Genomic DNA, 18837 nt, shown 5'->3' on the forward strand with positions numbered 1-18837 from the left:
TATTTAGAAGTTATTAAAACACACATATATAATAGGTAATAATATGATTCCTGAAATTGGACATTTACTATTAATAATAGCGACTGTGCTATCATTATTATTAGCTATTATACCTATGCTTGGTTTATCTAATAATAATGCTTATTTAATTAGCTATTACCGTCTACTCAGTAATATGATGATTAGTGCATTTATTGGTGCCATTATTTGTTTAGGCATCAGCTTTATTACTAATGATTTCTCTGTTGCTTATGTCGCCGATCATTCCAATACGCAACTTGCCACATTTTATAAAATAGCTGCGATTTGGGGGAGTCATGAAGGATCAATGTTGTTTTGGGTATCGGCCATCGCCCTGTGGACTGCGATTATTGCCAATACTCATGCTAATAATCATCATGCGTTTTTTATTCGTACCGTATCGGTACTAGCATTAGTGATTTTTGGTTTTAGCTTATTTATCATTTTCACTTCTAATCCTTTTGTTAGATTACTGCCGAATTTTCCTATTGAAGGGCGAGATTTAAACCCTATCTTGCAAAATATCGGGCTGATTATTCATCCTCCGTTATTATTTCTTGGCTATGTCGGTTTAACAGTATGCTTTGCAGCATCAGTCGCCGCGCTAATTGGCAAGGAATTTACTCAGCAACATGCACGTTATCTAAGACCTTGGGCATTAATGGCTTGGGTATTTTTAACTGGCGGGAATGCATTTGGCTCATGGTGGGCTTATAACGAGCTTGGTTGGGGTGGTTGGTGGTTTTGGGATCCGGTTGAAAATGCCTCATTTATTCCATGGCTTGTGGCTACGGCTCTGGTTCACTCAGTGACCATGAGTGAACGACTCGGACAATGTAAAAAGTTGACCTTATTCTTAGCTATTTTAGCGTTTTCGCTCAGTTTATTAGGTACCTTTATTGTCCGTTCTGGCGTAGTGCAATCAGTCCATGCCTTTGCCGCCGATCCGACTAGAGGAATGTCGATTTTATTCCTGCTAATTGTATTTGCTGGTAGTGCTTTAGGTTTATTTGCCACCCGAGCGCAATACATTCAGACCCGTGATAAATTTGCTCTGATATCCCGTAATAGCCTTCTGCTAATGGGTAACCTATTACTTGTTGTCGCCGCATTGTCTGTCTTATTAGGGAGCTACTACCCTATAATTTATCGCGTGCTCACTGGCGTAACGATTTCAGTAGGTGCTCCTTACTTCAACAGTATTTTTGTGCCTATTGTGGTGATACTAAGCCTATTAATGGGGCTTGCTCCCCTGCTACGTTGGCAAGTCGATAAACGCTCAAACCTCACTGTACCTGCAATATTATTGCTCATCTCAACAATCACTGCAGCGATATTCAATGTCGCACTCGAGCAGGCCAATGTGTGGTTTTTCCTCGGATTAGCCTCTGTTACTTGGTTAGTGCTGACAATCATGGTTGCCATTATTCAGCACCAACAAGGTGCAGATAAACATCATAGCCGCCGATTTTATGCCATGTGCCTTGCACACCTTGGCGTTGCGATGGCCATACTTGCAGGTACCGTCGTTTCAAATCTTGAGCAAGAAGAAGTGCTCAGTATGGGGCCTAACCAAGGGAGAGAACTCGCCGGTTATACATTTGTCTTTGAGCAAACTCAGCATGTGACAACGCAAAGCTATGATGCACTGCAAGCCAATATCCGTGTAATGGATAGTAATGAAAATCCTATTGCGTATGTCTATCCGCAACGTCGCACCTTTAAAACCAACGGTATGCAAATGTCAGCAGCAGGTGTGCATTCGAGTCCGTTAAAAGACTTATATGTCTCAATGGGTACACCGCTAAATGACACCGAATATCTGATCCGTATCAGCTATAAACCGCTGATAAATGGCTTATGGCTTGGTGCATTAATGATGATGATTGCAGGGCTAGTGATGGTCTTTGGTTGTAAAAGTCCCTTATACAGCCATCAATCACAAACAGCTCGACCTCTAAAACAGCTTCAAACCTTGTCTCAATCACAGGCATTACAGGAGCCGACATCATGATATTTCCTACAGTTAATTCGTCTCGATTAGGCTCATTGAGTCATTTATCTCACATCTTGATTAGTCTGATTATCAGCGTATTGATTGCCATCAGTGTAAAACCAGCAAGTGCTGAAGATATCACTATGCCAAACGAGTATAGCGCCAGTGAAAAACGTGCATTGGGATTTGAAATTGCGCAAGAATTACGTTGTCCAATTTCCGACAATCGCAGCTTGTTTGATTCACAAACTCAAATTGCTAATGAACTTAAAGGCCATATTTTTCAAAAACTCGATGAAGGCCAATCTAAACAACAAATCATTGATTTTATGGTCGCTCGCTTTGGCGAACGGATCCGCTACACCCCAAGTTTCCACTCAGGCACGTTGGCATTATGGGTCATTCCACTTGGATTAATCTTACTTGCCGCTTTTGGTGGCATTGCTTGGATCAAAAAACAACAAGCCGACTCAGCGCCACAATCTTATGAGAATTATTATGAATAAATTACTTCCATTTACCATGCTATTACTGACTGGCAGTCTGCACCTTAATGCTGTCGCTAGCCCTAATGAAGCCAAAGTCTATGAAACCGGAGAACCTATCGCTAAACCTATGGTGATGTCCCGATTTGTCGAACTGCACAACGCCAGAAAAATTAAAGATATTGATTTCAAAGACCAACAATTAAAAACGGTCAATTTGAAACAGCATCAAGGTAAATTGGTCATGGTAAACCTATGGGCAACATGGTGTGCGCCTTGTATCAAGGAGATCCCAGCCATGCAGGCGATTAAAGCGCGTAATAAAGATAAAGACTTTGCTTTAGTCCCTATTTCGATTGACGAAGATCCAGCCAATATCCAACCGTTTTTTGAAAAACACGGTTTTGGAGAATATGCCACTTGGATCGATCCCGACAAAGACATTGATTACATCATGCCTGCAGATTTACTCCCTGCAAGTTTCTTTCTTGACGGCAAAGGGAATCTTGTTGGGTTTGTTCGAGGCTATATCGATTGGACTGACGAAGGTATTCAACCTTACTTAGATGGCTTAATTGCCAAATATGCCAATAGATAACAAACCAGTTTTAGTTTCATCATCACAAAAGGTTCTATTAACCTCCGCCCGATCCCTGTTTTATGGGCGGTTATTTTTATTATCTTAACGGTGACCCTGTGTCGCCGTTTTTCTTGTAGTACGAAGTGCAATTCATTACCATAATCGCCTATTTTATTAACTAGGCTTACTGACTCATGAAGTTATCTGTTTTAGACCAATCCATTTTTGACCATTTATACCGTGATATCAGAGAATTTCGCAGCACCTTTGATTTACCCATCGAAGATGCGACCAGCCTAGATGATAAAGCGGATACCCTACATACCCCACTCATCATTGAAGAGTTAACAGAGCTTGCTGAAGCTGACTGCCGTGTTGAACAAGCTGACGCCATCGTTGACTCGGTTTATGTGCTTATGGGGCGTTTAGTGCATTTAGGCGCTAGCAAAATCACTGACCGCATAGAAATTAGTTACTTAGTTGATTTACTGTTATGTGTGGCTAACAATCGCGAAATTAACTTTATTGAATGTTGGGATGAAGTCCACTCAAGCAACATGAGTAAAGTATGCCGGAATGAGCAAGAATTAGCTGAAACAGTCGCCCATTATGCCAAGCAAGGCGTTGAAATTGTTGGCAGCACCAAAGGCGAGTTTATCATTGCTAAATGTGCAAAAGATGTAGAAATGGCGGGTAAAGTCGTTCGCCAAGGTAAGGTATTAAAATCGGTTTATTATCGACCTGCTGACTTAGCCAAATTAGTGAGTAACTAATCCAAGTAGGCCAGATTAAGTGCATTATCAATGCCGACTAATCAGCTCAAATGAATAACAATAATGCGCCTACGTTGGCGCATTTTTTTACGCACAATCATCACCAATGCGCTTGGTAACAATTCAAAAGATTACGCCGCTTGATTATGTTCAACATTCACCAATGTCTCGAACACCTTTTCTGGCTCAGCAACTTGAATGTGCAATACGGTGAGCTTTTCAACTAATTGCCCTAACCCGCCAAAATACCATTGTGGCGTGTTAAAACGTATGGTGAGATTAGTCTGCTCGCCTCGCCCAATGGCCAGCTCATCATCAACAACCTTCTTGGCTATTTGATTCACCTCTACCGCTTCAATCTCATTAACATCAATCGCCATAAAGCCCCAAATGGCATTATTAATCACTAGTCTATCGCGGATTAAATACATTGAGTAATGGCGCGCGATACGATAATTCGCCACCAACATCATATAGCTGGCAATACAACTAGTTAAACAGCCAATAAGCATGAATAACAAATGCCAAGGCTTGGCACTCATTAACTTAATGTGGCTGAGGGCTATGGGATGATGACGAGAAAACCATGGAATAGCGTAATACCAGTTTGTGGGTTCACCCGCCACGATAAAGGCAATAGACAGCGCCTTCTCATCCTTATCTGCATACAATTCTACCGCACTGACTCTCGGGTCGCCTTTTACCTTTCTAACCTTTAATAAGCCACGAATAATCGTAAACACGAGGTAAGCTTCAATGATCAATAACACCCCAACAATGGGGTATTTTAACCAAGCAACAAACTCAAAATAGTCGGCAATATCTGCCGGAAAGCTGAGCCTTGCGACCAGACTGCTAGTGCTAAAAATAATAATCAGCTTCCACCACTTTTGGCCGCCTTTTTTAATAATGCAGTACCAATATGTCAATGGAATAATGATAAAGTAACCAATAGCAATCAGAGTTAATGTTAGCTCGTTACTACTGTTTGTCAGTGTTTCGGGCGTAAGCTTTACACCAAGAGTAAATAGCACTATCGCAATAGCTAAAAAAATCAGTCGGTATTTTACGACAGGTCTCATAGCAATATCCTTATTGACTAAGTTTGTTATCCATCACGATATGACTCTCAATTCACTCATCACATCACTTCGTAAACTAATCCACTGAGCAGATTATTTTTCAGCAGATAAAAACCAGCTTAACCCTTGAATTGCCGCTGTTGGAAACGCCATATTATGGCTTGCCGCTTCAATCACCTGTAATCGAACATTGAGCGTTTGCGCAGCTGATAATCTGTTCTTTTGGGACAAAATAGCCTGAAACGCTTTCGCATCTGCCACCATGTCATGACCATACTCAGTTAGCGCTGCCGTTTCATATTCACCAATTGCGATATAAACCTTGGCATTAACGTCTTTTAGCATAAAGTCAGCAGAACGAAATTGCTTCATCAGCTGCTTGTCATCAAACCATAATGACGGACTACTCAATAGATAATGGTTAAATAGCTGTGGCTGCTTTAGCAAAGCACAGGCGCCAAATAAGCCACCTAAGGAATGACCAATTAAGGTATTTTGACTAGGGTTAGTGCGATAGTGTTTGTTGATATGAGGCATGAGCTTGTTAGCGATAAAATTCAGGTGTCTCTGGGCTTCACCGGTTTTACGTTTCCAGCTTTTATCTGAACTTGGTGTGTAGTCCCTTATCCGACTCGCTGCTGGGCTCATGCCTTCTTGCCAATCAATGCCGACTAATATGGCTTGATCCATTTCCCGCATGTTCATCGGTAATCGTGTTACCCCAGATACCACTTGAAAGCTATACATGGCATCAGTCATATAGACTACAGGGTAATACTGAATCGGATCTTGTTCTTGATAACTGTTAGGTAATTTAATCCATATTTTATAGCTTCTATCGGAATCTTCTAAAATAATGGATGAGGTATTAGGAATGGTAAAGGCCTGCTCAGCCCTGACTGGCGCAGATAGGGTTAATAATCCCATTACCGCTACGGCCAGCAAATAAACAATATGCATCAGCTATCCTTGTTGATGTTGTTTTTAGTGATGTGTAATTAATAATGTTGTTTCACTGCAATAAGCTAAAACATAACAGAGTTAATCAGTTGTTTTAGCTTAATTTTGCAGCAATATTAGTATGGTAAAATATAATCAGCGGCAAGTGCAATGAATAACGCAAAACCAGCCCAATTGTTATTTAAAAATGCCTTAAAACACAGCGCCCGTTCGCGGCTATAAATCAGCCATTGCTGATAAGCACTGAATACAATAAAGCTGCTAATACCAACGCCGTAAAACAGTCCTCGCTCAGCTGACCAACCGGCACATATAAAACACGTCAGTGCGGCAAGTTGAAACAACGCTATCCACTGGCGATCGTAACTGCCAAATAAAATGGCAGTAGACTTAATGCCAACTTTTAAATCATCATCCCTATCAACCATGGCATACATAGTGTCGTAAGCCACAGTCCAGCACCAATTAGCCGCAAATAACCACCATGCCTCAACAGGCACATAACCAAGCTGGGCGGCATAGGCCATCGGGATTGACCAGCTCCACACTATCCCCAAAAACATTTGCGGCATATTCGTCACCCGTTTCATAAACGGGTACATAATGGTGAGAATAATCCCCACCACCGAAAGCTTAACCACGAGTGGATTTAAAAATAACACCAAGCTAAACGCAATCAGCGCCATGACGATAAATAACATCAACACTTCTTTGCTACTGACTTCACCTGAAGCGAGTGGCCTGTTTTTCGTTCGCTCGACATGGGCGTCTAATTTTCTGTCGGCAAAGTCATTAATGACACACCCACAGGCACGCATGATAAATACACCAAATACAAAGATAACCAGTACCTTTACATCAGGCATGCCACCAGCAGCTAACACCAGCGCCATCAAACATGGCCACATGAGTAATAATGTCCCAATTGGCCTGTCTAAACGTGTTAACCGTTTATAAACTGAAATCTTTTCTTTAAGCGTCCATGAGGATACTGCCATGGCTAACTCACTCCCACTTTTTGAAGTATATTCACTTCTTATTCGCCATTCTGGGTTGGCGTTATTTATGTGTGTTTGCCAAATGAATAATCTAACATGCTAAGGGCGTGTTAAAACACTTGTTTATCGTGGATATAGCGACAATGGTCACCATTTGTTCAAAATCTCGTTCCAATACCAATTATCCTATCTATCCCATATCAGATCATTGGGTTCGAAAAACTAAACAGCCCTTCAACAACTGAAAAAGCGGTTTTGGAACGACATGTACCGTCTAGCAAGACTCTAGCTTTGCTAGTGATACTAATAACCACTTACTGCCAAAGTCGGTAAAGTTCACTTGAACTCGGGCTTTATCAGCTGTGCCTTCAAAGTCAGTGACAATGCCTTGACCAAACTTAAAATGCTTCACTTTTTGGCCGACTTTAAAGCCACTGTCATTGGCAATGGATTGACGTGGCACGTTAAAGCGACTGCTCATTGCTGGCGCAGAGACTGAGGCCTTCATGCGTATTTCTTCAACGTATTCAGATGGAATTTCACCAATAAAGCGTGAAGGACTGGCATAATCTTCACGACCATAAATACGACGAGACTCAGCGTAGCTGATATACAGTTTTTGCATCGCTCGGGTCATGCCCACATAACATAAGCGGCGTTCTTCATCTAAACGGTCACCTTCATCCAGTGCCATTTTACTTGGGAAAATACCTTCTTCAACCCCTGCCATAAACACCACAGGAAACTCTAGCCCTTTAGCTGAGTGCAATGTCATTAACTGCACAGCATCAGTAAACTTGTCAGCTTGGCCTTCACCAGCCTCCAATGCAGCATGAGATAAAAAGGCATTTAGCTCGCCCATATCTTCCAGTTCTTCAGGCATTTCAAAGCTGCGAGCTGCGGTAACTAGCTCGTTTAAGTTCTCAACACGAGATTGGGCTTTTTCGCCTTTTTCGGCTTCGTACATTGCACGCAATCCAGATCGCTGAATCACGGTATCCGTCATGCTATACAGACTCATATCTAAGGTGTCTGTACGCATACCAATCACTAAATCCATAAAGCCATTAACGGCGTTCGCCGCTCGGCCTGTTAATACTTTTTCTTCTATCAAGCGAACACTGGCCTGCCACATGGTCATTTCTTGCTGACGCGCTGTAGAGCGAATAATCTCTAAGGTACGGTTACCAATACCACGGGTTGGCGTGTTCACAACCCTTTCAAAAGCGGCATCGTCATCTTTATTATTGATAAGACGCATATAACCCATGGCATCTTTAATTTCTTGGCGTTCGAAGAAGCGTAAGCCACCGTATATACGGTACGCTAAGCCTTTATGCAGTAACGCTTCTTCAAGCACACGAGACTGCGCATTAGAGCGATATAAAATTGCACAATCCGCTAAGTTGCCACCTTTGGCATGCCATTCAGCCATTTTACCGACAATAAAACGGGCTTCATCCATTTCGTTAAAGGCGCAATAGACTGAAATAGGCTCACCCGCCTTATCTTCGGTCCACAGTTTTTTACCTAAACGCTCAGGGTTATTAGCAATTAATTCATTCGAAGCATTCAAAATGTTAGCTGTTGAGCGATAATTTTGCTCAAGCCTAACGGTATTTGAACCAGGGAAGTCATTTAAAAAGCGATGCAAGTTTTCAACTTGAGCGCCACGCCAGCCATATATGGACTGATCGTCATCACCGACAATCATCACATTGGCAGAGTTACCCGCTAACACTCTGATCCACGCATATTGAATGGCGTTGGTATCTTGAAATTCGTCTACCAAAATATGTTTAAAGCGTTCTTGATAGTGCGCCAAAACATGGGGTTTATTGAGCCACAATTCATGAGCACGTAATAGGATTTCAGCAAAGTCGACTAACCCAGCGCGATCGCATGACTCTTGATAAATTTTGTAGATATTAAGTAGATTTTGCTCAATAGGAAAACCGCCGGCATCAATATGCTTTGGGCGTAATCCTTGGTCTTTTTTACCATTGATATAACCTTGGCATTGACGTGGCGGATATTGCTTTTCATCTAAATTGAGGCTTTTAAGAATACGTTTAAGTAAACGTAATTGGTCATCAGAATCAATGATCTGGAAGCTTTGCGGCAAATTAGCATCTTGATAATGGGTACGCAGTAGACGATGCGCTAATCCATGGAAGGTACCAATCCACATGCGACCCATATTCGTGCCGACGACCTTTTCAACACGCTCACGCATTTCTGCCGCCGCTTTATTGGTAAAGGTTACCGCTAAAATGGAGTATGGACTTTGTTGTTCAACCTGCATCAACCAAGCAATACGGTGGGTTAATACCCGTGTTTTACCACTGCCTGCTCCAGCCAAAACAAGCATGCTAGAAAGCGGTGCGCCCACTGCTTCACGCTGCATTTCATTTAAGCCGTCTAATAAAGATGATACGTCCATTGGTCCTCCCAAAAATCAGGCGGGCAGTATATCAGTTCAATGGCATCTGATCCTAGGGTGCAAAGAGGCTTAATCGTATAAGCACGGATAACAAGCGATGAATACCTCACTTGAGGTTCATTGATCGTCAAATTAAGAAGGAGATAAATAGGTAATTGTGCGTTTATTTTAAAGTTTGGGTTAACGTCGTAGTGTTCTCTGTATTTCCAAACTCCGTTTGGATTAACGTCTTGGCGCTTCGCCCACACCAGAGCAAGAAGAGTGAAACTGCTCACCCCTCTTGATTCTTTATAAACCATAGTCCCAGCAGCTCCGGCGACATTTAAACAGCAAAATTTCCAACGGAGAATCATTCAGTTTTAAACTTCGTTTGTGGTTCTAACGTATTTCTGCCCCACTCCTTGTTTACTGTTTTGAAAACTCTACGTCTTGGTACTTAGTTAATATCAGTTTTAGACATATGGATTTCACACAAGATTTCCAAACCCCGTTTGGATTAACGTCGTGGCGCTTCGCCCACACCAGAGCAAGAAGGGTGAAACTGCTCCCCCCTCTTGCATCTCCCCAGCAGCCCCGGCGAAATTTTCTGGGAAGCGAAAGATTTCCAACGGGGGATTATCCAGCTTTGGACTTCGTTTGTATTCCGCTTCGATCATCTTCAAAAATCACTAACGCTTCCGATGGAGGCGTCCCTTTCCCTCGAAAACTAGCCAGAATCTTAAGTGCAGGATGCACTAAATGCCTTAAAGCACATGGATGTGCGAGAAAGGCCATGTCAGGACTCACGCGATTCTCTTGATGTTCTCAAGCCTACTGGATACACAAATGAAGCTAAATCGAAGAAGTAATAATCCCAGTGTAGATGCAGCAGCGAGCTTCCAAAACATGGATATTTTGGCAGAGCTTACAGGGCCCCTGCCTTAAATAAAGAATGCAGCGTCTCGCAGTTGTATCTGCACATAAGGTCGCTCTTTCACATCCATGTGATCGCGACATTTCGTTCGTCCTGTATATCCCAGCGGCAGGCAATGGATTAGATTGAAGTAGTGATCTTCTTTAACCAACCCAATATAAATGAAGTGAAAAGTTAGTGGTTTAACACGTTTATGCCCCAAAGTTAGTTATAAGCAAAGCTCTATTTAACAATGCTTATCTTCGTTTTCCATAAACATTTAAATGAAATTGCTTTTTTACAGTTGCTATCCTTACAGCCTAGATTGCACAATCTAATGAACTGTTTTTATATACAGGTATAATGGGATTTGGCTTAATTTAAATCAAAGAACTCATCAAATAAGTCTAAAGTCGTAATTCATGCTTAACTAAAGATCTATAATTGTCTGATAATGTTGGAAATAAATTTCATCACTTATTTTTTAAGCGACTTTAACGCGCAAGCTCGGTTTTTTTTAGGATGCCAAAAGAATTTTATTGCTTTACATCAAAGACATAGAGAAAGTAGGATGTTATAAATCAATAACTTAAACGGCCGACTTTATCAGGCGAGCCGTATAATAAGCTGTTATACATCGTAGGAACATATGGATATCGACTACACAAAATATACCAAAGCTGAACTTGAAGATTGCTTAGAAAATATAGACAGAGAAAAGTACCCAGAGAGATTACAGTTAATCCAAGAGCAGTTAGAGTTGCGCATAGAGAATGGTGACATAAAGGTTATTCAAAAAGTTAGAACTAAAAAAGAAGATAAAGAGTTTAAATGGGCATGTAGCAACTTGTTTCTCGCTTTGATTTTTGCACTCCTTGCATATACAGGCTTATCAAAAGGTTCAATTGGTAACGCTGCAAAAATAGGAAATTATAGCCTAGAGGAAAGTCCATTTGAGTTTTGGTTTGTTGTATGCCTTTTATTCACCTTCTCAATATTTAAGTTTTATAAATCGCTTAAATATTTTTTGAAAAAATGATGTATAACAAGCTGCTAAATCCAGATTCACCAAGCCTGTCATGCCATTTGCTGAGCAAATCGCCCGCCAGCACTCGGTTCACTTATTAGCAGGGCGTTATATTGCATTATGAAATCAACTAGATTCGCAGAAAGTCTGATCACTTTTTTTACTTGCAGCCCATTGCTTGGTGTAACCTATGCGCTAAATTTAGACCCTAAAGCTTTAGTTTTTTGGCTTATATACTCCACACTAGGTTTTATTTACCGTAAGAAAATTTTAGCTTCATTAAAAATAGGTTCTTTCCCTTATTATTTTTCTACTATGCTAATTTTATTTGTTTTATTCGCAATAGCTGGCAATTATGGCAAGTCTAATGACGTTGATTTTGATGGTCTTATTTTCCTTCTACTTTTCCCTTTGATGTTTTTTGTTTTAATTTATACAAAGAAAAGTAATAGTTTTAAAAAAGCTGTTCAAGTGTTCTGCAAATAGCAATATAACAATGGATCTGAGGTCTAACTCGATCCATTGCCCTATTGACATAAAACTTTATTAAGCTTGAATTTCAGCAGCCACGACAGAAATTTCAACCAATAGTGCCTCACGTGCCATTTTAGCCGCAACACAGGCGCGAGCAGGAGCATAGCCTTCAATCACCCATGCATCCCAAACGGCATTCATTTCAGCGAAGTAAGACATATCTTTAACGTAGATGGTGGCAGATAATATGTGTTTTTTATCACTGCCTGCTTGCAATAATAACGCCTCGACTTTATCCAGCATGGTTTGGGTTTGCTCTGTGATATCTTTAGTGGCATCTTGGCAAACTTGACCACATAAGTAGATAGTACCGTTATGTTTTACAATGCGGCTCATACGTTTGCTGGTTTCTATGCGTTCTATTGTCATGCTGTTTTCTCGTTTATCACTGAAGTAAGTACCCTATTATCAGCCATAAAAAACCATAAACACAACTGAGAATCCCTCATTGTCTCTTCGACAACTATTTAGCTTAACCCAGTTCAGGTGTGAGCTAACCAGCGAAAAATAGCCTCTGCATTGACAAGTAAATCATCCACTTATTACACTGATTGTGCGTGTCACTCATATAAGACCACAGTATGCACATCAATGATTTAGAGTTATTTATTGCCGTAGCCAAATTAGGCAGTTTTTCCAAAGCAGCTGAATCACTTGATACCCGACGGGCATTAGTCAGTCGTCGTATTGCCGACTTAGAAAAACACCTCGGTGCGCCACTTTTTATCCGCACCACTCGCGCAATGTCGTTAACCCCCAACGGTGAGCAATTTCTTGAACAAGTAGAGCCTCTGGTTAATCAGCTTCGAAATGCAGCTCATGTAATGCGAAACGATCAAGCTGAAGTCCAAGGACGAGTGAGAATTGGCCTTATTCCATTCACAGACAGATTGCTAGATAAATACATCGCAGAGTTCGTCACTAAATACCCTAATGTTCAGTTAGATATTTTTATGGTGAATGGGGGTTATAAAGAGTTGGCGCGACTCGGGCTAGATTTTGTATTGGATACTGGGACGCTTGATGACAGTGGGTTTATTGCTAAAAAACTGGGCACTTTAAACCTTAAATTATTTGCATCGCCGCTCTACATAGATAAAGCCGCTGACATTCATGATGTCACCGATTTAGAGCATCATTCATTTATTGGCAGTCGTTCAATCAATGGTATGGTCGACACCAAACTTAAAATGGGCGATCAAACCATTGAGGTCAAATACAATATCATCACCAACGAGCTGAATTCTTTATACAGCTTTTGTTTGGCGGGTGCGGGGATCTCAATGCTACCTTATAGTATTGCAGCTGAAGCCATTGCATCAGGTAAACTCGTCAGTGTGTTACCTGAAATTGAATCGACTCCCATCGACACATTCTTAGTCTATCCAAGTCGTAAACATATGACTGCAGCAGCTAAGTTATTTGCCGACACCATTGTTGATATGGCCACGTCTCTGATTGAAACCGAAACGGGCTATTACAAGGATGCTAAAAACGATACCAAAACAGAATTAAAAAAGGCATAAGCGACGACCCTATGCCTTTTGGAGCGATTAACCAGCGTTGACTTAGAACTTGTAATCTAAGGTTAAGTACACTTGTTGGCTGTTATCAATATCAACGCCATTTTTACTGTAGTCTTGTTCTAAATAACGGTAACCCAAGTCAGATGAGAAATGTTCGTTCCATTGGTAGGTGAAGCCCGCTTGACCACCCCAAGTGAAATCTGCTGACGCCTTACCAGCGACTTTATTATCATTACCACCCGCTGTAACACCCATGAATAACTGCGTATTTTTGGCGACTGGGATCAAATAGTCATAGGACACTAACCAAGAATATTGCTCGTGCTTATAATCTTGCTCACCAATAGAAAACTTGTCTTCCATGTAGCTGAAAGTACCTGTAACACGATGTTGTTCGTTAATAACGACACCTGCACGCAGAATAATAGGTAATCCATCAGTATCTTTAATAACATCACCATTAATGGTGTCTGTTTGATAGCCTGTACCTGCACCAATAAAGTAATCCACATCTGCCGCTTGCGCATTGGCAACCATCAAAGAAGAGCAAAGTGTCGCCGCTAATATTGTGTTAATTTTCATCATAGTCACCTCGTCAAATACAATCATTAAATGGGCTCTAGATATCTTGTGTAATCCAGATGCACTCACTGTACTTAGGCTGGCTTGCATTGAGAAGATGACAAAACACAGACTCTTAGTCCCCCAAAAAGAGACAATTAATATGATGTTATCCATGTTACCGCTTTGATAAATTGATATTACCCTCAAGTGAACAACAACAAACTATAGAATAAAAACCTGAAATTATAAGCAAAAAAACCATACCAGCCGTTATTAAATTCAATAAGTCATCAATTTATTTAATCCTTAGCATATTTTGATTGTCTCATTTTATGAGTAAGTGAAACTACTCATATACCGCTACTTAATAAGTGAATATCTGAATAAACTGCCCTCATTAATTATGAGGTGTTCCATGAAAATGAAAAAAATCACTAATCTGACTCAACTTGCACTTATTACTGCGATGGTCAGTGGCTGCAGTCAAGACGCTACTGTTGCAGATAAACCAACTCAACCAGTTTCTGTCATTGTTATCGGTGAAAATAACCAAAACCATGACTTGCGCTTTTCAGGTGTATTAGAAGCCCAAGAAAAGGCACGTCTTGCATTTAGAGTGGCTGGAACCCTAATTGAAATAAACGCTGCACAAGGTGATTACGTAGAAAAAGGACAAGTGATTGCCCGTCTTGATCCCCATGACTACCAAGTCAGAGTTGCAGAGCTGGAAGGCCGTTTAGCTGAAGCGAACGCAAGTTACTATCAAGCTAAAAATGAGTTAGACCGCACCCAGATGGCGACCACAGACAATGCCATGTCTGATGTCAGCTTAGATCGTGCTAAAACAGGGGTAGCAAGAGCCAAGGCTGCCGTCACTGTTGTCGAGCAAAATCTAAAACAAGCTAAAGATGCCCTTAACTACACCGAACTTGTCGCGCCATTTAGCGGCATTGTAGGTCAACGCTCATACGATAATTTTGAACAAGTTTCACCAGGGCTTGCCTTTGTAACCTTGCATCAACCAGAAAAATTACAAGCCATTATCGATATTCCAGAAACGATGTTACCTGCGTTTTCTCAAGGCCAAGCTGCCAGTGTATTCACTAATGAAACCAATGGTGCTGCAAGTAATGGCAGCAAGGCGCTTAACGGCACAGTGATCGAAATAGCCAGTATCCCAGATAGCATTAAACGCACCTTCTCGGCGACCATTGCACTTAACGAAAAGCAAGATCATCTCTATCCAGGCAAAGTGGTCAATGTACGTATTGCAGATCAAACCCTCGACAACAACAGCATTTGTTTACCAGCAAGTGCGTTAGTCAGTCGTCAAAACATCACTCAAGTGACCAAGATTGTTGATAGTAAAGCGGAGCGTGTTGATGTGAACGTCATTAAACAAGGTCGCAACCATATCTGTGTTCTGGGTGATATCAAGATTAATGACACAGTCATTGTGGCAGGAAGCGCCTTTATTCATGACGGGAAAGTCGTTGAGAATATCATTTCTGTGAGAGGTTCATGATGAATTTAGCTGAATTTGCCATCAAGCAGCGAGTGTTCGTGTGCTTCTTTACCGTGCTATGCATCATTGCAGGTATCTACTCTTATTTTGACTTAGGTAAACTTGAAGACCCATCATTTACCGTTAAAACGGCTGTTGTGGTGACGCTCTATCCAGGTGCTTCTGCATCGGAAGTTGAAAACTTAGTAACAGACAAAATAGAAACCAAGCTACAAGAAATGAGTTCATTAGACACGCTGCGCTCATTATCTCGTCCTGGTATGTCGATGATTTTTGTCGATCTACATTCGACCGTATCATCAGAAAAACTGCCACAAGAGTGGGATTTACTGCGCCGTAAAGTCAATGACGTAAAACTCAGTTTGCCGCTCGAAGCCCAAATCAATATCGTCCAAGACGAGTTTTCTGAAGTGTACGGAATGCTCTTTGCCATTCACAGTAACGATGCCAGTTTGCAGCAACTTAAAGATTACTCAAAAGAGTTGCAGCGCCGCCTAAAAGAAGTCGATGGCATTAAGAAAATTGAACTGCACGGCGTTAGAGATCGTGTCGTCAATGTTGATATCAGTGATGAACGTATTGCTGAGTCAGGATTGTCGGCCGCCCAAGTGTACAATCAACTGGTTAGCCAAAACCTGCCTATCGATGCTGGTAATTTCGATATGGGTATTGAACAAGTACGTGTTGAGCAAACGGGCAGCTTTACCAGCATTGAAGATATCAAAAACCTCACTATTAAGTCGGGCGTTGGCCCTATTTCAAGTGGGTTAATTCGTTTAGGTGATATCGCCGATATTTACTATGACTACCAAACACCTTCACTAACAGAAAGCCGTTTTAATGGTGAACAAGCCATCACATTAGCGGTCAGCCCAGTTAACGGGATTAATGTCGTGTCGCTGGGCGACACCCTCAAAGACGTGATCAGTCAGTACCAATCTGAACTGCCATTAGGTGTGGATATTAGCACTATTGCTTTTCAGCCTGATGAAGTACATAAGTCGATAACAGGTTTTATTAACAACTTACTTGAAAGTATCGCCATTGTGGTGGTGATCCTAATGATATTCATGGGTTGGCGCAGTGCATCTATTGTCGGTGCAAGCTTATTAATGACCATCCTGTTCACTCTGATTTATATGAACCTGACTTCAGTTGACTTACAGCGAGTATCAGTGGGTTCATTTATTCTTGCACTAGGTATGTTGGTTGATAATGCCATTGTGATTACTGATATGTTCGTCAGTAAACTCAAAGCAGGTAAAGCACGTTTTGAAGCCGCTAAAGCATGTATTGGCGAAACTGCATTACCACTGCTTGCTGCGACCGTCATTGCCATTATGGGGGCAACACCTGTCATTTTCTCAACGACTGATGCCGCTGAATTTGCCGTATCTGTGGTGCAAATCCTTGCCAGCTCACTATTGCTGTCTTGGGTTGTGGCAATGACAATTACCCCGCTGATGTGCTGGGCATTCATTAAAGCGCCAGAACATGACAGCGAAAAAGCACCGAGCGCCGCTGCCACTAAATTTAAAGCAGCCATTACATGGACTGTCGCCAACCCTAAATACACTATCGCCATTATTATTCCGTCGCTTATCGTGACATTACTGGCGACGCCAATGGTGAAAGTCAACTTTATTCCGACCTCAGACAGAGCCATGGTGTTTGTGGATTACTGGTTACCTAACGGCAGCCGTATTCAAGATGTCTCACAAGACATGACGCAAATTGAGCAATGGCTATTAGCTCGCCCTGAAGTAGAAAGTATCTCTACTTCTATCGGCGCCAGTGCACCACGCTTTTCGGTTACGGTAGAGCCAGAACCATTAGATGGCAGTTATGGCCAAATCTTAATTAATACCCATAGCTTTGAGGACATTGAAACATTAGTGGCTGATGGCGATGTATGGTTATCAAAAACCTTCCCGCAAGCACAACCACGTTTTCGGGATTTAAAACTGGCCACATCAGATAAATTTAGTATCGAAGCACGTTTTTCAGGTAAAGACCCTCTCGTGCTAAAACAGCTGTCAGATCAAGCGCAAGTGATTTTAGAGCAGCACCCTCATACTCGTTATGTACGTGATGATTGGCGTCAAGAAAGCAAAGTGATTCACCCGATTATTAATCAAGAGCAAGCCCGTCTTGCTGGTATTAATCGTGCCGACATTGCCTTAGCGATAAAACGCGCCAGCGACGGGATTACTTTAGGCCAAATACGTGAGCACGACACCTTAGTGCCAATTGTATTGCAGTCATCAAATGCCAGCTTAGACGATCTTGGCGATATCCCTGTTCGATCTATTGTCGGCTTGCATAGTGTGCCTCTTTCCCATGTGGTTGATGGTTTTGAAATGCGCGGTGAGCAAAGCATGATTTGGCGCCGTGATCGTGTGCCAACCATTACCGTACAAGCCGGAGTATTAGGCGACACAATTGGTAATGTGCGTAATGAAATCGCCGCTGAGATTGAAGCGATTGAATTACCACCGGGTTACAAAATGGAATGGGGCGGAGAATACTCTGAAGAGCGTGAAGCCATTGACGACATAATGACTCAAACACCTAAGTCATTCTTAATCATGGTCATTATCTTGGTGCTGTTATTTAACGCCTTTAAACAGCCGTCCATCATTTTGATCACCTTACCTCTGGCCTTTATTGGCGTGTGTTGGAGCTTAATTTTATTCGACAAACCATTTGGTTTTATGGCGCTAGTCGGGGCAATCGCTTTATCTGGAATGATCATTAAAAACGGCATTGTGCTAATGGATCAAATTGAGCTTGAACGTAAAAATGGCGCTGAATTAGACGATGCCATTATTCACTCAACCCTCAATAGAACCATGGCGATTTCGATGGGCGCCCTGACGACAGCATTAGGTATGGTACCGCTATTGTCTGACTTATTATTCGATCAAATGGCTGCAACCATTATTGGTGGCCTTGCGGTCGCAACTGTACTGTCATTATTCATTATGCCAGCACTGTATAAATTGTTTTTTAAACGCCAAGCACAACAGGAGTTAACTCATGAAAATGCGTAATATCTCATTAGTCATCGCCCTTTTACTTGGCGGTTGTAGCATGACACCAGACTACCAAGCCCCTGAAACTGTCGGGCTAGATCACGTCTACTTACATGCAGACAATACCCAGCAAATTGAAACCGATATGTGGTGGAAGAATTTCAGCGATCCACAACTCGATCGTTTAGTTGAAGAAGTGCAGCAGCAAAACATCAGTATTCAAATTGCTGCAGAGCGAATAACCGCAGCGCAGTCTTATGAATCAATGGTGTCATCGCTAAAAATTCCGACCGTTAATTTAGGGGCGGGAGCTGTGGATTACCGCTTATCAGAAAACGACTCATTATCGGGCCCTGCTATAGGCGCCCAGATGATTGACAAAGATCATTAAGCCCT

At 41.7% G+C, this 18837-nt stretch carries 16 protein-coding genes; 10 read left to right on the forward strand and 6 right to left on the reverse strand.

Annotated features, from left to right (window positions below):
* Positions 1–43: 43 nt before the first annotated feature.
* The 4 genes from SJ2017_RS18555 to SJ2017_RS18570 all read left to right on the forward strand — a co-directional run bounded on the left by SJ2017_RS18555 (position 44) and on the right by SJ2017_RS18570 (position 3855).
* Positions 44–2035 carry a heme lyase CcmF/NrfE family subunit gene (locus SJ2017_RS18555; RefSeq protein ID WP_080916879.1) on the forward strand — a complete coding sequence of 664 codons (1992 nt, stop codon included), beginning with the start codon at positions 44–46 and terminating at the stop codon, positions 2033–2035.
* Positions 2032–2523 (forward strand): cytochrome c-type biogenesis protein, encoded by a 492-nt coding sequence (locus tag SJ2017_RS18560; RefSeq protein WP_055023501.1) that lies wholly within the window; start codon positions 2032–2034, stop codon positions 2521–2523. The genes SJ2017_RS18555 and SJ2017_RS18560 overlap by 4 nt, the downstream gene beginning before the upstream one ends.
* On the forward strand, positions 2516–3100 hold the full coding sequence (locus SJ2017_RS18565; RefSeq protein WP_080916881.1) for a TlpA family protein disulfide reductase: 585 nt from the start codon (positions 2516–2518) through the stop codon (positions 3098–3100). The genes SJ2017_RS18560 and SJ2017_RS18565 overlap by 8 nt, the downstream gene beginning before the upstream one ends.
* A gap of 176 nt (positions 3101–3276) precedes the next feature.
* A complete protein-coding gene (locus SJ2017_RS18570; RefSeq protein ID WP_080916883.1) occupies positions 3277–3855 on the forward strand; it encodes a nucleoside triphosphate pyrophosphohydrolase family protein in 579 nt (192 codons plus the stop codon).
* A 131-nt stretch (positions 3856–3986) separates the two neighbouring features.
* On the opposite strand, the gene SJ2017_RS18575 is transcribed toward SJ2017_RS18570, so the two are convergent.
* The 4 genes from SJ2017_RS18575 to uvrD form a co-directional block, all read right to left on the reverse strand.
* Positions 3987–4937 (reverse strand): hypothetical protein, encoded by a 951-nt coding sequence (locus SJ2017_RS18575; RefSeq protein WP_080916885.1) that lies wholly within the window; start codon positions 4935–4937, stop codon positions 3987–3989.
* Positions 4938–5030: 93 nt separating this feature from the next.
* Positions 5031–5897, reverse strand: a complete 867-nt coding sequence (locus tag SJ2017_RS18580) for an alpha/beta hydrolase (protein WP_080916887.1) — start codon at positions 5895–5897, stop codon at positions 5031–5033.
* A 116-nt stretch (positions 5898–6013) separates the two neighbouring features.
* On the reverse strand, positions 6014–6895 hold the full coding sequence (gene ubiA, locus SJ2017_RS18585; protein WP_080916889.1) for a 4-hydroxybenzoate octaprenyltransferase: 882 nt from the start codon (positions 6893–6895) through the stop codon (positions 6014–6016).
* Positions 6896–7169: 274 nt separating this feature from the next.
* Complete coding sequence (uvrD, locus tag SJ2017_RS18590) at positions 7170–9338, reverse strand: DNA helicase II (RefSeq protein WP_055023507.1); 2169 nt, start codon at positions 9336–9338, stop codon at positions 7170–7172.
* A 1541-nt stretch (positions 9339–10879) separates the two neighbouring features.
* Here uvrD and SJ2017_RS18605 point away from each other — a divergent pair.
* Positions 10880–11269, forward strand: a complete 390-nt coding sequence (locus SJ2017_RS18605; RefSeq protein WP_055026552.1) for a hypothetical protein — start codon at positions 10880–10882, stop codon at positions 11267–11269.
* 108 nt (positions 11270–11377) lie between these two features.
* Positions 11378–11743: a hypothetical protein gene (locus SJ2017_RS18610; protein WP_080916894.1), complete on the forward strand. Its 366-nt coding sequence runs from the start codon at positions 11378–11380 to the stop codon at positions 11741–11743.
* A gap of 60 nt (positions 11744–11803) precedes the next feature.
* Here the strand turns inward: SJ2017_RS18610 and SJ2017_RS18615 are convergent, their stop codons facing one another.
* Positions 11804–12160 carry a RidA family protein gene (locus tag SJ2017_RS18615; protein ID WP_080916895.1) on the reverse strand — a complete coding sequence of 119 codons (357 nt, stop codon included), beginning with the start codon at positions 12158–12160 and terminating at the stop codon, positions 11804–11806.
* A gap of 212 nt (positions 12161–12372) precedes the next feature.
* Here SJ2017_RS18615 and SJ2017_RS18620 point away from each other — a divergent pair, with 212 nt between their 5' ends.
* A complete protein-coding gene (locus SJ2017_RS18620) occupies positions 12373–13317 on the forward strand; it encodes a LysR family transcriptional regulator (RefSeq protein WP_080916897.1) in 945 nt (314 codons plus the stop codon).
* 42 nt (positions 13318–13359) lie between these two features.
* Here the strand turns inward: SJ2017_RS18620 and SJ2017_RS18625 are convergent, their stop codons facing one another.
* The gene (locus tag SJ2017_RS18625; RefSeq protein WP_244899723.1) at positions 13360–14055 is read right to left on the reverse strand and encodes an outer membrane beta-barrel protein; all 696 of its coding nucleotides are present in this window, start codon (positions 14053–14055) and stop codon (positions 13360–13362) included.
* Between the two features lie 241 nt (positions 14056–14296).
* On the opposite strand from SJ2017_RS18625, the gene SJ2017_RS18630 reads away from it, so the two are divergent.
* From SJ2017_RS18630 to SJ2017_RS21765, 3 genes are read left to right on the forward strand one after another with little or no spacing between them, the layout of a single operon-like run.
* A complete protein-coding gene (locus SJ2017_RS18630; RefSeq protein WP_162928418.1) occupies positions 14297–15406 on the forward strand; it encodes an efflux RND transporter periplasmic adaptor subunit in 1110 nt (369 codons plus the stop codon).
* Positions 15403–18459: an efflux RND transporter permease subunit gene (locus SJ2017_RS18635; RefSeq protein WP_080916902.1), complete on the forward strand. Its 3057-nt coding sequence runs from the start codon at positions 15403–15405 to the stop codon at positions 18457–18459. Before SJ2017_RS18630 ends, SJ2017_RS18635 begins: the two co-directional genes overlap by 4 nt.
* Positions 18446–18832 carry an outer membrane factor lipoprotein domain-containing protein gene (locus SJ2017_RS21765; protein ID WP_244899724.1) on the forward strand — a complete coding sequence of 129 codons (387 nt, stop codon included), beginning with the start codon at positions 18446–18448 and terminating at the stop codon, positions 18830–18832. Before SJ2017_RS18635 ends, SJ2017_RS21765 begins: the two co-directional genes overlap by 14 nt.
* The last annotated feature ends 5 nt before the right edge of the window (positions 18833–18837 follow it).

It is taken from the genome of Shewanella japonica (assembly GCF_002075795.1).
Classification (GTDB): domain Bacteria; phylum Pseudomonadota; class Gammaproteobacteria; order Enterobacterales; family Shewanellaceae; genus Shewanella; species Shewanella japonica.